Below are 15256 nucleotides of genomic sequence, written 5' to 3' on the forward strand. Positions count from 1 at the left end.
GCTCTCTGGCCCGCCACCGCCACCCCTAGCCATTGAGGCGTCTTGAGCGAACCGCGGACGACAAGGGCGAAGCGTTCCAGCCGGGCCACAAGGTCCGTGGCGATCGCCTTGGGCGTGGCTGCGGTCGCTGTGGTTCTGGTGGTCGGCGCCCGCAAGCCCGCGGCGCGCTATTTCCTGGTCGGCTGGCTGCAGCGCCAGGGCGTGCCGGCCGAGGCCGAGGTGACCGGCCTGACCCTCACCCGGTTCCGCGGCGCCCTGCGCGCCGGTCCAGCCGGGCGGCTTGATGTCGACGCGCCGGTGATCGACGTGCGTTACGGCCTTGCCGGGCCTTGGTCGGGCCAGCCTTTCGGCCTGGCGGTCACCAGTGTGACCGTCGAACGGCCGATCATCCGCGCCAGCCTCCGTAACGGCGTGCTCAGCCTGGGCACGCTCGACCCGGTGGTTCAGGCCTTCATGCGCCGGCCGGTCCAGCCCGACGCCGCCATGCCGAAGGTCCAGTTCCATGCCGGCACGCTGTTCCTCGCCACCGACTACGGTCCCGTCACCCTCATCGGCGACGGCCGGCTGGAAGACGGCAAGCTGATCGCCCTGGCCGGCAGGAGCGCGCCTGCGACCCTCTCCGGGCCGGCCTTCGCCGCACAGCTGGGAACGGGCCGCTTGAATCTGGCCACGGCCGCCGGCCGCACGCACGTGACGGCGACGCTCCCGTTCGCCAGGTTTGCGACGCCGGCCGCCGCGCCCTTCAGCGCCGACGCGGGCCTCGTCACCCTCGACCTCGCCGGGCCCTATCCCGACCTCATCAGGAAGCGCGGCGACGGGCGCGTCGTCGTCAGCCTGAAGGGTCGCGCGGCCCGCCTCCGCCTCGGCGATCAGACGCTGACCGAGGCCGCCTTCGACGCGGGCTTCACCGGCGATGTCACCGGTTGGATCACCGACCTGATGGTCAAGGGCGCCGCCACGGCGAACCTCACGGCCAAGGACTTCGGGGCCGGACCTGCGCGCGCCACGGCCCTGACGATCGCGGCGACGGGCGACGACATGCTGTGGACCCGCCAGGGCGGCGACGCTGTCTCAGCCCGGCTGGGGCTCACGGCGCGCGCCGATCAGCTGTCGACCGGCGACCTCGTGCTCACCCAGGCCTCGGCGACTGTCCAGGGCCCGGCGGCCTTCGGCGCCGACGGCGTCTCGGCATCCCTCGCCGGCAGCCTGCTGGCCCAGGGCGCCTATGGCGGCCTGGGGCCTGTCACCGCCGCCGATGCGCCCTCCATGGCGGCCGTGAAGCGCGCGGCGGCGAACTTCGTGATCGCCGCCCCCGGCGTCCGCCTCGGCCTGGAGAACGGCGCGCCGCAGCTTGGCCTGCCCATGCCGATCCGCATCAGCGCGCGCAGCGGCGCGGTCGCCAGCCTTGCTGGCGTGGGCCAGGGCTACCGGCTGAAGGTCGCCGGCGGCGGCTTGCCGAGCGTCGACGCTCACGTCCGCCAGGCCGCGTTCTCCGCCGACGGCGCGCGTCTGACCGGCGAGATCGACGCCACCGGCGATTTCGGCCCGGTCGATGGTGGGGCGGTGAAGGCCGCCGGGACGCTGCAGGCGGGCGCGGGCGGAACCCGCTTCATCGCCTCGCGCTGCGTCAGCCTGGCCGCGGAGAAGCTCAACTTCGGCGAGAACAGCCTGACCGCCATCAAGGGCGACCTTTGCCCAACGACCGCACCGATGCTCGTCGCCGACGGCGCCGGCTGGCGGGCTTCCGCCCAGGCCAAGGGGCTCTCTGGCGCCGCGCCCGCCTTCCAGCTCGGCCTGTCCGATGGCGCGGCCACCCTGTCCGCGCGCGGCGGCCGCACGCTTGAGGTCAACATCACCAGCATCGCCGCCCGCGTGGCCGACCGCGCACCCCAGGCGCGCTTCCACGCCGTTCAGATCGACGGCTCGGCCAGACTGGCCGGCGAGGCCTTCACCAGCGCGCTCACCGGTCGGGTCGGCGGCTTCGGCATCGGCCGCGTCGATCTGCGCCAGGATCTCGCCGCCGGCCGCGGCGAGGCGCTCATCGACACCGGCCTGCTCACCTTCGCCGAAGGCGGGCTGCAGCCGTTGGCGCTATCGCCGATGGCGGCGGCGATCGGCTCGCCGGCCGTCGGCTCGGCGCGTTTCCACGGCGCCTTCGCCTGGACGGCGGACGGCGTCACCAGCCAGGGTGAACTGGCCGTCCCCAGCCTCGATTTCGTCAGCCCGGCGGGCGCTGTTCAAGGGCTCTCCGGAACGGTGCTCTTCACCAGCCTTGCGCCGCTCGCCACCGCGCCCGGCCAGTCCATGAAGGTCGCCAATGTCGGCGGCGTCGCCCCCTTGAGCGACATCGACGCCCAATTTGTCATCGCCGACCAGACCCTGAAGCTCGCTGCCCTGCGCGCGACGGTCGGCGGGGGCCAGGTGCGGCTTGAGGACGTGGAGATTCCGTTGACCCCCGCCGCCCAGATCCGCGGCGTCGTCGAGCTGGAAGGCGTCCAGTTGCACGATATCGTCGAGGCCTCGCCCTTCGGCGACAAGGTGGACCTGTCCGCCCGCGTTAGCGGCCGCATCCCCTTCGAGACCCAGGACGGTCATGTCCGCGTGCGCAAGGGCGCCTTCCGCGCCATCGAGCCCGGCCGCCTGTCGATCGACCGCACGGCCCTGACCGGCGTCAGCGCCGCCGGCGCTCAGGCGCTGGCCGCTGCGCCGGTCCCGGTTCCGGGTTTGGCGGCGGGCGCGGCGGCCATGTCCACGCCCGTCGCCGACTTCGCCTACCAGGCGATGGAGAACCTCGCCTTCGACGAGCTCGACGCGACTTTGGACTCCCTGCCGGCCGGTAAGCTCGGAATCCTCTTCCACCTCCGCGGCCGCCACGATCCGCCTCAGAAGCAGAGCATCAAGCTCAGCCTCGGCGACATCATCAGCCGCAGGTTCATGACCAAGCCCCTGCCCCTGCCGTCCGGCACCCAGGTGAACCTCACCCTTGATACGACGCTGAACCTGGACGATCTGTTGAGCGACTTCGGCGAATATCAAAAGCTGCGCTATTCAGGCGATGTTCAGCCCTAGGCTCTTAGGGTCGGCCGCAATGATGGAGACCACCACATGACCGAGCCGCTCCGCGCCTCATCCCGGATGGCGATGCGCATCCCCCTTCTGGCCATCGGCGGTTTCGCCCTGACCCTGGCCGCCTGTACGCCGACCATTCGCGTGGCCGTCGAGCCGATCACCATCTACGCCAAGCTGGACGCGAACGTCCGGCTGCAGCTGGACGAGGAAGTGAAATCCCTCATCCAGCAAAACCCGAACCTCTTCTAAGGAGGGCCCTATGACCCGCACCGCATTCTTCGCTCTCACCGCCGGCGTGGCCACCGCCACCCTGCTCGCCCTGACCGTCGCCCCCGCCGCCGTCGCCCAGACGGCGCAGGCCAAGGCCACTGTCGATTCCGCCAAGGCCGCCGGGGTCGTCGGCGAACAGGCCGACGGCTTCCTCGGTCTCGTGACCGGCGCCGCCGATCCGGCCGTCAAGGCCGCCGTCGCTGAGATCAACGCCGGTCGCGCCCAGATCTACCGCGAGGCCGCCGCCAAGACCGGCGTCACCGCCGAAGCCGCCGGCGCCTCGGCCTACACCCAGGTCGTCCAGACCCGCATGAAGCCCGGCGAATTCTATCGTCCGGCGGGCGCTGGCTGGATGCGCAAATAGCCGACATCTGAAGGGGGCGGGGGCGCTTGAACTTCCATCGAAGCGCCGGCGCGCTCTGCGCCGGCACGCTCTGGCTCGCGCTCGCCGTCCCGGCGGGCGCGCAGGCGCCGGCCGCTCCACTCGCGCCTGTACGCGCGCGCTGTCAGGTCGACAATGACACCGACCCCGTGGCCGTCGCCGCAGCCTGCGAGGCGGCGCTTGTCGCCGCGACGCCGGAGGCCCGCTTCGACCTGATCGTGGCCCGCGGCTACGCCCAGATTCGCCAGCAGCGCTACGTCGAGGCCCTCGCCGACCTTGATTCGGCCCTGCGCATCAGCGCCCAGAGCGCCTTTGTGCGCCATGAGCGGGCCTTCGCCCTCAATGCGCTCGGTCGCTATGACGAGGCCCTCGTCGAGCTCGACGCCGAAGAGAAACTCCTGCCCGACAGCCCCCGGGTGGCGCAGGAGCGCGCCTTCGCCCACGCCCGGCTGGGCGATCTGGCCCAGGCTCGCCGCGAATGGGATCGCGTTGTCGCCCTGTCGCCGGACGACGCCCGCGCTCGGCTCGGCCGCGCCGCCGCGGCCCTGTGGACTGGCGATTTCGCCCAGGTCCGCGCCGACCTGGCCCTCGTCGCGGCCGATCGCGACCCCGCTGTCACCGCCGGCCACCAGGTTCTGTCGCGCCGTCTGGCCCTGGCCAGCGCCCGCGGCCCCGCGCCGGACGCACTCGCCCGCTGCCGGGCCGCCCCGGCGGACGCCGCAGGATTGGTCGGCGACTGTACGGCCGCCTTCCTGTCCGAGCCCAATGTCGGCGTCCGCGCCGAGATCCTCGGCCTGCGCGCCGCGGCCTGGACCGCTCAAGGCGACCTCGACCAGGCGCTGGAGGACAGCGAGATCGCCGTGGCGCTCTATCCGCCCGAGCCCAACGCCCATGCCGCGCTCGCCTTCCGCCTGCTGTTGGCCGGCCGCGGGCCCGAGGCCCTGGCGCGCTTCGATCAGGCGGTGCGCCTGCAGCCCTCGGCCTTCGCCCTCGCCGGCCGGGCGCGGACCCGGTTCGAGCTGGGCGACGCCACGGGCGCGGCCGCCGACGCGCGCGCCGCCAACGACCAGGCCCCCAACGACCTGGCTTTCATCGTCCTGGGCGACCTGGCCTACCGCGCCAGCGACGCCGCCGCCGCCCGCGTGGCCTGGCTGAACGCCTACCGCCTGGGCTACCGCGGCGCTGACCTCGTCGAGCGCCTGACCCGCGCCGGCGTCACCAACCCCGCCAGGGACGCCGGCGCCCTGCGCTGAGGGCTCAGGCCTTCAGGATGATCTTGCCGATGTGCGAGCTTTCCATCCGCGCATGGGCCTCGGCGGCGTCGGCCAGCGGCACAAGGCTGTCGACCACCGGCTTGACCTTGCCCGTCTGAACCCAGGGCCAGGCGACCTCGGCGGCGTGGGCGATCAGGCGCGCCTTTTCGTCGGCCGGCCGGTTGCGCAGGGTCGAGCCCATCACCGCGGCGCGCTTGGCCATCAGCGTGCGCAAGGGCAGCTGCACGTCCGCACCGCCCAGCACCGAGATGAACGTGATGCGCCCGCCGATGCGGATGGCCTGCAGGTCCTTGGCGAAGAAGTCGCCGCCGACCAGCTCCATGACCACATCGACCTGGCCCTCCAGCAGCGCGCCGAAATCCTCGACCGTGGTGTCGATCGCCCGGTCGGCGCCGAACTCCAGGGCCTTGGCGCATTTTTCCGCGCCGCGCGCCGTGGCGATGACGGTGCAGCCGAAGGCCTTGCCCATCTGTATGGCGCTGGACCCGATGCCCGACGCTGCGCCGTGGACCAGGAGGGTCTCGCCCGGCTTTAGCGCCGCGGCCTCGAAGACGTTGGCGAACACCGTCAGCACAGTCTCCGGCAGGCCGCCGGCCTCCACCAGATCGACATGGTCGGGCACGGGCAGGACGTGGCGCGCGTCGACCGCGACGTACTCCGCATAGCCGCCGCCGCCCAGCAGGGCGCAGACCCGGTCGCCGACCTTCCAGGGACCAGCAGCGACCACGACCTCGCCTGAGACCTCCAGGCCCATATGGGGCGAAGACCCCGCCGGCGGCGGATAAAGGCCGCGGCGTTGCGCCAGGTCCGCGCCGTTCAGGCCGGCGCCGGCCGCCTTTATCAGCACCTCACCCTCGCGCACCGCGGGCAAGGGAACCTGGACGGCTCTCAGCGCGGCGGCGGGACCCTTGCCGCCCTCGATCTCAATGGCGGTCATGGTTTCGGGCAGGGCGGTCATGGTGAAGGGCTCCGGGTGCGAGGTCGCCTGGATAACGCGTTGTCCGGCCAAGGCGTCAAGCGCCGTGCGGCCTTGCTGACAATGTCCCTGGTTGCAGGCGGGCCCGGTCGGAGGTTGGATAAGCGTCCGAACAGGAGGCGCGTGACGTGATGGATGAACCGGCGGATGTGCGTTTCGGCCGCGGCCAGCGACTGGCCGAGGCCATGCGTGAAGATCTCGATCTCTATGCCGTGGAGGAGCTGAAGGAACGCCGCGAGGTCCTGCAGGCCGAGATCGCCCGGGTCGAGGCGCAGATCGTACGCAAACAATCAGGGCGCGCCGCGGCCGACGCTCTGTTCTCGAAACCGGCGGGCTGACGCCCCGCAAAGAATCTGCAGACGGAAACGACAAAAACGCCGCGGAGGACCAGCCTCCGCGGCGTTCGTCTTTCCGGACCGCCGGGCGCATCGCCGGCGAGGCCGTCTTACTTGCGGGTGAAGGCGCCGAACTTGGCGTTGAAGCGCGAAACGCGGCCGCCACGGTCCAGCAGCTGCTGGTTGCCGCCGGTCCACGCCGGGTGCGTCTTCGGATCGATGTCCAGGTTCAGGGTCGCGCCTTCGGCCTGATAGGTCGAGCGCGTCTGATAGGTCGTGCCGTCGGTCATCACCACATTGATGAAGTGGTAGTCCGGGTGGATGTCTTGTTTCATAGCGCGAACGCCTGACGTAAAGGAGCGGCCATCGGAGTCGGCCGGTTGGCCCACCCCGAAAAAGGGAAGCCGGGCGTATACAGGAAACGCCCGCGTCAGTGCAAGGTGCGAACGCGGATGAGCGAGCCGGCGCAAGGCGCCCCCGCCGAAGTCGAGGCCGCCGAAGGCCGTGTGGGGGCAGGCCAGTCCCTGTCCCAGAGCCTGAAGACCGCCGCCGCCCATCGTGAAAAGAGCCGCAACGTCCGCGCGCTGACCCGCCTGATCCCTTACGCCCGCCGCCATTCGACGGACGCAGGCCTGGCCTTCGTCTTCCTGCTGGTCACCACGGCCGCCACGCTCGGCCTGTCCGGCGCGGCGCGGCTGCTGGTCAACCACCTGACCGCTCAGGGCCCCACGGCCGCGTCCGTCGGCCCTTGGTTCGCCCTGCTGGGCGCAGTCACCCTGGCCTTGGCGCTGGGCAGCGGCCTTCGCTACTTCTTCGTCACCAAGCTGGGCGAGCGCGTGGTCGCCGACCTGCGTAAGGACGCCTACGGGCGCATCCTGACGCTGGACCCCGCCTTCTTCATCGCCACCCGCACCGGCGAGGTGCTGTCCAGGCTCACCACCGATATCCAGATTGTCGAGAGCCTGCTGGCGACCTCCGTCTCCGTCGCGCTGCGCAACACCTTGATGTTCGTCGGCGCGCTCGCGCTCCTGGTGATCGTCAGCCCGTCGTTGACCGGCCTGGTCGTGTTGATCTTCCCGGTGGTGATCGTGCCCCTGTTCGTCTTCGGCAAGCGGGTGCGCCAGCTCACCACCGCCACGCAGGACCAGTTCGCCGCCGCGGTCGGCCTTGCCGGCGAGAGCCTTGACGCGCTTGAGACCGTGCAGGCCTTCGGTCGCGAGGGCGCGGCGGCCGAACGCTTCGGGCGGGCGGTGGAGCAGTCCTTCGCGACATCCCTGTCCCGGATGCGCGCTCGCGCTCTCATGACCACTCTGGTCATCGCCCTGGTGTTCGGCGCGGTGCTGCTGACCTTCTGGCTGGCGGTCCGCGCGGGCCTGCGCGGCGAGATGACCTGGGGGGCGCTTGTCCAGTTCGCCCTGCTGGCCGTGACCGCGGGCAGCTCGGTCGGCGCGCTCGGCGAAGTCTGGGGTGATGTCCAGAAGGCCGCCGGCGCCATGGAGCGGATCGGCGACCTGCTGGACGCGCGGCCCACCATCGCCAAGCCGGCCCATCCCGTGCCGCTGCCGCAGCCTGGCCGTGGCGAGATCGCCTTCGAGAACGTCGCCTTCGCCTATCCCTCGCGCCCCGACCGGCTCGCGCTGGACGGCTTTCGTCTGAATGTGCGTCCTGGCGAGACCGTGGCCCTTGTCGGCCCCTCGGGCTCGGGCAAGAGCACGGTCTTCCGCCTGCTGCTGCGCTTCTACGATCCCACCTCCGGCGCGGTGCGCGTGGACGGTGTCGATCTGCGCGACGCCGATCCGGCCGAGGTTCGCGCCCGCATGGCGCTGGTCGCTCAGGACGCAGCGCTGTTTTCCGGCTCGGCGGCGGAGAACGTCGCCTTCGGCCGCACCGATGCCGCGCCCGATGACATCCGCGCGGCCATCCGCGCCGCCCAGGCCGAGGGCTTCCTCGACGCCTTGCCGCAGGGCCTGGACACCTCCGTCGGCGAACGCGCCCGCAGCCTCTCCGGCGGCCAGCGCCAACGCCTCGCGATCGCCCGGGCCCTGGTCCGCAAGGCGCCGATCCTCCTGCTGGACGAGGCGACCAGCGCGCTCGACGCCGAGAACGAGCGGCTGGTCCAGACCGCGCTCGACGCCGCCATGGCTGGCCGCACCACCCTGGTCATCGCCCACCGCCTGGCGACCGTGCTGAAGGCCGACCGGATCGTGGTGATGGACGAAGGCCGCGTGGTCGAGGAAGGTCCGCACGCCGAACTCGTGGCCAAAGGCGGTCTCTATGCGAGACTGGCGGCGCTGCAGTTCGACAGCGACTGAGGGGTCAAAGGGGCCGGCGATGAAGGCAGGGTTGATGATCGCTCTGGCCCTGGGGGCCCTGGCTTCGGGCGTCGCCTGGCGCGCCGAGGCGCGTGAGTGCCCTAGCGGGGCCTACAGCGTGATGGACCAATGGGGCAAGTCCCATTGCCGGCGCTTCGTCAGCGAGCCAAAATCCTCAATGCCGCCTCCAGGCGGCGCCTGCCCCCTGGGCAAGTACCCGGCCTTAAGCGCGAGCGGGAATAAGGTGTGCCGCAGCTTCGGCGGCTCGCTCGCCGGAGGGTCCGCCACGCCCAGGCCGTGCCGCGTCGGGACCTATCCCTGGACGAACGCGAACGGCAAACGCGTCTGCAAGTCCTACTAGGACTTAGTCCTCGTCCTCTTCCTCATAGCCGACCAGCGCCAGCGCGCGGGCGGTCACGCCGTGCAGCTCCGCCCAGCGGGCCAGCGCCTCTTCGCGGCCGTGGGTGATCCACAGCTCGCCCGGGCGTAACTCATCGACCGTGGCGGTCAGTTCATCCCAGTCGGCGTGGTCTGAGATCACCAGCGGCAGTTCGACGCCACGCTGACGGGCGCGGGCGCGCACCTGCATCCAGCCCGAGGCGAAGGCGGCGACGGGCTCGGGAAACCGCCGGCTCCAGCGGTCGGCGAGGGCGGACGGTGGGGCGATGACGATCTCGCCGGCGAAACCAGCCTTGCCGGCGGCCTTGTCGATGGTGGCCGGCGCGAGCGGCCCCAGCTCCACGCCATGACGCTCATAAAGCGCGTTCAGCCGCTCCAGCGCGCCGTGGACATAGATCGTTCGCTCCCAGCCGGCCTCGCGCAGCAGGCGGATGATCCGCTGCGCCTTGCCTAAAGCGTAGGCGCCGATCATGTGCGTCCGCTCCGGGAACTGTGCGACCGAACGCAGCAGTCGGGCGATTTCGCCGGCGTCATCCGGGTGGCGGAAGACCGGCAGGCCGAAGGTCGCCTCGGTGATGAAGACGTCGCAGGGCACAGGCTCGAAGGCCGGGCAGGTCGGGTCGCGACGGCGCTTGTAGTCGCCGCTGACCACCATGGTGAGGCCCTTCCACCGCACGACGGCCTGGGCCGAACCCAGCACATGCCCAGCCGGCGCCAGGCTCACCTCGACGCAGTCGCGCATCACGGCTTCGCCATAGGCCGCAGCCTGGCGACCCTCGGCGAAGGCTGCGCCATAGCGCTCAGCCATGATGTCCAGGGTCTCCGCCGTCGCCAGGACCGCGCCGTGTCCGGCGCGCGCATGGTCGGAATGTCCGTGGGTGATGACGGCGCGGGCCACTGGCTGCACCGGGTCGATGTAGAAATCGCCCGGCGGGCAATAGAGACCCTCCGGCTTCGGACAAAGCAGGTCCTGGGGACGGATCAAATCGCATGCTCCCGTGGTGAAGTCCGGCTGCCTGATACCGCAACGCCCCCTTTACATAGCGATGCTAAGGGGTTCCCGGGGCTTGACTCACCCTTTGCGGACCTGAACAACGCCCGGCGAAAACCAACGATCCTTCAATCAACAAGGAGCTCTCCACATGACCGTCCGCGTCGCCATCAATGGCTTCGGCCGCATCGGCAGGAACGTCCTGCGCTCGATCGCCGAACATGCGCGTCGCGACATCGAGGTCGTCGCCATCAACGACCTGGGTCCCGTGGAGACCAACGCCCACCTGTTCCGCTACGACAGCGTCCACGGCCGGTTCCCCGGCACGGTCACCGTCGACGGCGACACCATCGACGTGGGCTTCGGCAAGATCAAGGTGACCGCCGAACGCGATCCCTCCAAGCTGCCGCACGCCGAACTGGGCGTCGACATCGCCTTGGAATGCACCGGCATCTTCACGACCCGCGACAAGGCCGCCGCCCACCTGGCCGCCGGCGCCAAGCGCGTCATCGTCTCGGCGCCCTGCGACAACGCCGACAAGACCATCGTCTATGGCGTGAACCACGACACTCTGACCGCCGAAGACCTCGTCATCTCCAACGCCTCGTGCACCACCAACTGCCTGGCGCCGGTGGCCCAGGTATTGCAGCAGCTCTGCGGCATCGAGCGCGGTTACATGACGACGATCCACTCCTACACCGGCGACCAGCCGACGCTGGATACGCTGCACAAGGATCTCTACCGCGGCCGCGCCGCGGCCATGTCGATGATCCCGACCTCGACCGGCGCCGCCAAGGCGCTGGGTCTGGTGATCCCGGAACTGAAGGGCAAGCTCGACGGCTCCTCGATCCGCGTGCCGACCCCCAACGTCTCGGTGGTCGACCTGACCTTCGTCGCCGGCCGCACGGTCACCGTCGAAGAGATCAACGAGGCGCTCAAGGCGGCCTCGGAAGGCGCGCTCAAGGGCGTTCTCGGCGTCACGAACGACCCGCTCGTCTCCATCGACTTCAACCACTCGTCGTTCTCCTCGACCGCGGCCCTGCCGCAGACCCAGGTGATCGAGGGCACGCTCGGCCGGGTGCTGTCCTGGTACGACAACGAGTGGGGCTTCTCGACGCGGATGAGCGACACCGCTGTCCACTTCGCCAAACTGATCTAAGCGCCGAAGAGCCCGATCAGACCCATGACCTTCAAGACCCTCGACGACGCGGATCTCTCTGGAAAACGGGCCTTGGTCCGCGTCGACTTCAACGTGCCGATGGCTGATGGCGCCGTCAGCGACGACACCCGCCTGCGGGCCGCCAAGCCGACCATCGACAAGCTGAAGGCCGGCGGCGCCAAGATCGTCCTGCTGGCGCACTTCGACCGGCCGAAGGGCAAGCGGGTCGACGCCATGAGCCTGAAGCCGATCGCCGAGGCGCTCTCGAAGGTCCTGGGCGCTCCGGTCGCCTTCGCCGACGACTGCGTCGGGCCGTCGGCCAAGGCGGCGGTGGACGCGCTCTCGAACGGCGAGGTTCTGCTTCTGGAGAATGTCCGCTTCCATCCGGGCGAGGAAGCCAACGATCCGGAGTTCGCCAAGGCCCTGGCCGCCAACGGCGACCTCTACGTCAATGACGCCTTTTCGGCCGCCCACCGCGCCCACGCCTCGACCGAGGGTCTGGCCCGCGTCCTGCCCGCCTACGCCGGCGAGCAGATGCGCCTGGAGCTGAACGCGCTGGACGCGGCCCTGGGCAACCCGCAACGGCCGGTGCTGGGCATCGTCGGCGGATCGAAGGTCTCGACCAAGCTCGACCTGCTGCGCAATCTGGTGACCAAGCTCGACAAGCTGGCCATCGGCGGCGGCATGGCCAACACCTTCCTTTACGCCCAGGGGCACGACGTCGGCGCCTCCTACTGCGAGAAGGACCTGGCCGACACCGCGCGCGACATCATCCGCCTGGCCGGCCAGAACAACTGCAAGCTTTTCCTGCCGCTCGACATCGTGGTGGCCGAGAAGATCGCCCCTGGCGCGCCGGCTCATGTCCGCATGGCCGGCTCCATCGACGACGACGAACGCATTCTCGACGCCGGCCCGGAAACCGTGGAGCGTCTGTGCCGCGCCATGGGCAACTCCAAGACCCTGATCTGGAACGGTCCGCTGGGCGTGTTCGAGGTTCCGCCCTTCGACAAGGGCACCATGGACGCGGCGCGACATGCCGCCGCCCTGGCCAAGGACGGCAAGCTGGTGGCGGTCGCCGGTGGTGGTGATACGGTGGCGGCCTTGAACGCCGCCGGCGTGACGGGCGACTTCACCTTCGTCTCGACCGCCGGAGGGGCGTTCCTGGAATGGATGGAAGGCAAGGAGCTGCCGGGGGTGGCGGCTCTTAGCCGGTAAACGAGGGCCAAAGGGGACAGCCATGGCGCGGATCACGCTTCGACAACTTCTCGACCACGCAGCCGAGCACGACTACGGCCTGCCGGCCTTCAACATCAACAACATGGAGCAGGGCCTCGCGATCATGGAGGCGGCCGCCAAGGTCGACGCACCGGTGATCATCCAGGCGAGCCGCGGCGCGCGCTCCTACGCCAATGACATCGTGCTGAAGCACCTGATCGACGCGCTCGCCGAGATGTACCCGGCGATCCCGATCTGCATGCACCAGGACCACGGCAACAGCGAAGCCACCTGCGCCACGGCGATCCAGTACGGCTTCACCAGCGTGATGATGGACGGCTCGCTGAAGGCCGACGGCAAGTCGCCCGCCGACTACGACTACAACGTCAAGGTCACCAAGAACGTGGTCGACATGGCCCATTGGGTCGGCGCCTCGGTCGAGGGCGAGCTCGGCATCCTGGGCAGCCTGGAGACCGGCGAAGGCGAGAAGGAAGACGGCCACGGCTTCGAGGGCAAACTCGACCACAGCCAGCTGCTGACCGATCCCGACCAGGCGGTCGACTTCGTGAAGGCCACTGAGGTCGACGCGCTGGCCATCGCCATGGGCACCAGCCATGGCGCCTATAAGTTCAGCCGCAAGCCGGACGGCGAAGTCCTGGCGATGAACGTGATCGAAGAGATCCACCGCCGCCTGCCCAACACCCACCTGGTGATGCACGGCTCGTCCTCCGTGCCGCAGGACCTGCAGGACATCATCAACCAGTACGGCGGCGAGATGCCCCAGACCTGGGGCGTGCCGGTCGAAGAGATTCAGCGCGGCATCAAGCACGGCGTGCGCAAGATCAACATCGACACCGACAACCGGATGGCCATGACCGGCGCGATCCGCAAGATCTTCGCCGAGAACCCGGGCGAGTTCGACCCGCGCAAGTATCTGAAGCCCGCCATGGACGCCATGCGGGTGGTCTGCACGCAGCGCTTCGAAGAATTCGGCGCCGCCGGCTGGGGCAGCAAGATCACGCCGCTGCCGCAATCGGTCATGGCCAAACGCTACGCCGCGGGGGAGCTTTCGCCGAAGTTCACCACGGCCAAGATCGCCGCCGAATAGGCGCGAGGCCTTCTCGAAGGCTGCGGGGGGCCGGTCGTCGGGGGGCGACCGGCCCTCTTTGCGTTCAGGCCCGGCCCTGCAGGTCAGTCCTCGATACGCGCGCCGTTCATCTCGCGCACGAAGATCGCGCCGACGACGACGGTGACCGCCGCCACCGTCACCGGATACCAGAGCCCGAAGTAGGGGTTTCCGGTCGCCGCCACCATGGCGAAGGCGGTGGTCGGCAGGAAGCCGCCGAACCAGCCGTTGCCCAGGTGGTAGGGCAGGCTCATCGAGGTGTAGCGGATGCGCGCCGGGAACATCTCGACGAGCGCCGCGGCGATCGGCCCGTAGACCATGGTCACATAGAGCACGAGCAGCCACAGCAGGCCCGTCACCAGCGGCCGGTTGATCTGCGCCGGGTCGGCCCGGGCGGGATAGCCGGCCGCCGCCAGCTCCGCGCCCAATTTGGCGTTGAAGTCGCTCTTGGCGCTGGCGAGGGATTCCGGTGCGGTGGAATAGCTTGTGAGCTCGGCGGCGCCGACCATCACCCGCGTCTCATCGCCTGTGAGGGCGTCGCGCATCTCATAACCGACGCCAGCCCCGGCCAGGGCGGCGCGGGCGATGTCGCAGCCTGAGGCGAACCGCGCCTTGCCCACCGGGTCGAATTGGAAGTGACACTGGACCGGATCGGCGATCACGGTCACCGGCGCCGCCGCGCTGGCCGCCGCCAGGGCGGGGTTGGCCGCGCCGGTCAGGGCCTTGAAGATCGGGAAGTAGGTCAGCGCGGCGGCCAGGCATCCCGCCAGGATGATCGGCTTGCGGCCCACCTTGTCCGAGAGCCAGCCGAACACCACGAAGAACGGCGTGCCCAAAAGAAGCGCCAGCGCCACCAGGGTGTTGGACGAGACCCCGTCGACCTTCAGCGTCTTCTCCAGGAAGAACAGGGCGTAGAACTGGCCGGTGTACCAGACCACCGCCTGGCCCGCGGTGAGCCCGGCGAGCGCGAAGACCACGAGCTTCAGGTTCGCGCGGTTGGCGAAGGCCTCCTTCAGCGGCGCCTTCGATGTCGAGCCCTCGTCCACCATCTTCTGGAAGACCGGGCTCTCGTTCAGCTTGAGGCGGATCCACAAGGACAGCCCGAGCAGCAGCGCCGAGACCAGGAAGGGGATGCGCCAGCCCCAGGCCTTGAAGGCCTCCTCGCCGATGCCGGTGCGCACGCCCAGGATGACCATCAGGCTGAGGAACAGGCCCAGCGTCGCCGTGGTCTGGATCCAGCTGGTGTAGAGGCCGCGTTTGCCCGGCGGTGCGTGCTCGGCGACATAGGTCGCCGCCCCGCCATACTCGCCGCCGAGCGCCAGGCCCTGCAGAAGCCGCATCAGGATCAGGCCGATCGGCGCCAGGACGCCGATCTGGTCATAGCCTGGCAGGAGGCCGACCACGAAGGTCGAGAGCCCCATCAGCAGCATGGTGACAAGGAAGGTGTTCTTGCGACCCCAGAGATCGCCCATCCGCCCAAAGACGAGCGCGCCCAGCGGCCGCACCGCAAATCCCGCCGCGAAGGCCAGGAGGGCGAAGATATAGCCTGTCGTCTCGTTGACGCCGGAAAAGTAGTGGACGGTGATGAAGCTCGCCAGCGAGCCGTAGAGGTAGAAGTCGTACCACTCGAAGACCGTGCCCGCCGAGGCGCCGAGAATCACGAGGCGGTTGCGCCTCCCAGGTGTCGCCGCGCTTGCTTCGGTCATCCTGCCCCCCGTCCTGGCTCGAGCTTAGGCCGGAGCGGCCGG

At 69.9% G+C, this 15256-nt stretch carries 14 protein-coding genes; 10 read left to right on the top strand and 4 right to left on the bottom strand.

Annotated elements, in window-relative coordinates; translation table 11 throughout:
- Positions 1 to 96: 96 nt before the first annotated feature.
- The 4 genes from BN1313_RS02910 (at position 97) to BN1313_RS02925 (ending at position 4974) form a co-directional block, all read left to right on the top strand.
- The gene (locus BN1313_RS02910) at positions 97 to 3069 is read left to right on the top strand and encodes an intermembrane phospholipid transport protein YdbH family protein (RefSeq protein ID WP_091736381.1); all 2973 of its coding nucleotides are present in this window, start codon (positions 97 to 99) and stop codon (positions 3067 to 3069) included.
- A gap of 66 nt (positions 3070 to 3135) precedes the next feature.
- A complete protein-coding gene (locus BN1313_RS02915; protein WP_425415028.1) occupies positions 3136 to 3318 on the top strand; it encodes a YnbE family lipoprotein in 183 nt (60 codons plus the stop codon).
- A gap of 10 nt (positions 3319 to 3328) precedes the next feature.
- Positions 3329 to 3703 carry a YdbL family probable chaperone protein gene (locus BN1313_RS02920; protein WP_091736384.1) on the top strand — a complete coding sequence of 125 codons (375 nt, stop codon included), beginning with the start codon at positions 3329 to 3331 and terminating at the stop codon, positions 3701 to 3703.
- Between the two features lie 26 nt (positions 3704 to 3729).
- Positions 3730 to 4974, top strand: coding sequence for a tetratricopeptide repeat protein (locus BN1313_RS02925; RefSeq protein ID WP_091736388.1), 1245 nt, complete (start codon positions 3730 to 3732; stop codon positions 4972 to 4974).
- Positions 4975 to 4978: 4 nt separating this feature from the next.
- Here BN1313_RS02925 and BN1313_RS02930 read toward each other — a convergent pair whose 3' ends face one another.
- Complete coding sequence (locus BN1313_RS02930; RefSeq protein ID WP_342666750.1) at positions 4979 to 5953, bottom strand: NAD(P)H-quinone oxidoreductase; 975 nt, start codon at positions 5951 to 5953, stop codon at positions 4979 to 4981.
- 149 nt (positions 5954 to 6102) lie between these two features.
- Between BN1313_RS02930 and BN1313_RS02935 the strand changes: the two genes are divergently transcribed.
- Positions 6103 to 6309, top strand: coding sequence for a DUF1192 domain-containing protein (locus BN1313_RS02935; protein WP_091736391.1), 207 nt, complete (start codon positions 6103 to 6105; stop codon positions 6307 to 6309).
- A 107-nt stretch (positions 6310 to 6416) separates the two neighbouring features.
- On the opposite strand, the gene rpmE is transcribed toward BN1313_RS02935, so the two are convergent.
- Positions 6417 to 6641, bottom strand: a complete 225-nt coding sequence (rpmE, locus tag BN1313_RS02940; protein WP_091736394.1) for a 50S ribosomal protein L31 — start codon at positions 6639 to 6641, stop codon at positions 6417 to 6419.
- 117 nt (positions 6642 to 6758) lie between these two features.
- Between rpmE and BN1313_RS02945 the strand changes: the two genes are divergently transcribed.
- Entirely contained in the window at positions 6759 to 8618 is a 1860-nt protein-coding gene (locus BN1313_RS02945) for an ABC transporter transmembrane domain-containing protein (RefSeq protein WP_091736397.1), read from the top strand.
- 19 nt (positions 8619 to 8637) lie between these two features.
- Complete coding sequence (locus BN1313_RS02950; protein ID WP_091736400.1) at positions 8638 to 8979, top strand: hypothetical protein; 342 nt, start codon at positions 8638 to 8640, stop codon at positions 8977 to 8979.
- Positions 8980 to 8982: 3 nt separating this feature from the next.
- On the opposite strand, the gene BN1313_RS02955 is transcribed toward BN1313_RS02950, so the two are convergent.
- Positions 8983 to 10038 carry a ligase-associated DNA damage response exonuclease gene (locus BN1313_RS02955; protein ID WP_176696032.1) on the bottom strand — a complete coding sequence of 352 codons (1056 nt, stop codon included), beginning with the start codon at positions 10036 to 10038 and terminating at the stop codon, positions 8983 to 8985.
- Between the two features lie 121 nt (positions 10039 to 10159).
- Between BN1313_RS02955 and gap the strand changes: the two genes are divergently transcribed.
- From gap to fba, 3 genes are read left to right on the top strand one after another with little or no spacing between them, the layout of a single operon-like run.
- Complete coding sequence (gene gap, locus BN1313_RS02960) at positions 10160 to 11167, top strand: type I glyceraldehyde-3-phosphate dehydrogenase (protein ID WP_091736406.1); 1008 nt, start codon at positions 10160 to 10162, stop codon at positions 11165 to 11167.
- A 24-nt stretch (positions 11168 to 11191) separates the two neighbouring features.
- Entirely contained in the window at positions 11192 to 12382 is a 1191-nt protein-coding gene (locus tag BN1313_RS02965) for a phosphoglycerate kinase (RefSeq protein WP_091736408.1), read from the top strand.
- A gap of 22 nt (positions 12383 to 12404) precedes the next feature.
- Positions 12405 to 13490, top strand: coding sequence for a class II fructose-bisphosphate aldolase (fba, locus tag BN1313_RS02970; protein ID WP_091736411.1), 1086 nt, complete (start codon positions 12405 to 12407; stop codon positions 13488 to 13490).
- 83 nt (positions 13491 to 13573) lie between these two features.
- On the opposite strand, the gene BN1313_RS02975 is transcribed toward fba, so the two are convergent.
- Entirely contained in the window at positions 13574 to 15214 is a 1641-nt protein-coding gene (locus tag BN1313_RS02975) for an MFS transporter (RefSeq protein WP_091736414.1), read from the bottom strand.
- Positions 15215 to 15256 lie beyond the last annotated feature (42 nt).

Origin of the sequence: Phenylobacterium immobile (ATCC 35973) (assembly GCF_001375595.1) — a bacterium.
Lineage (GTDB): Bacteria > Pseudomonadota > Alphaproteobacteria > Caulobacterales > Caulobacteraceae > Phenylobacterium > Phenylobacterium immobile.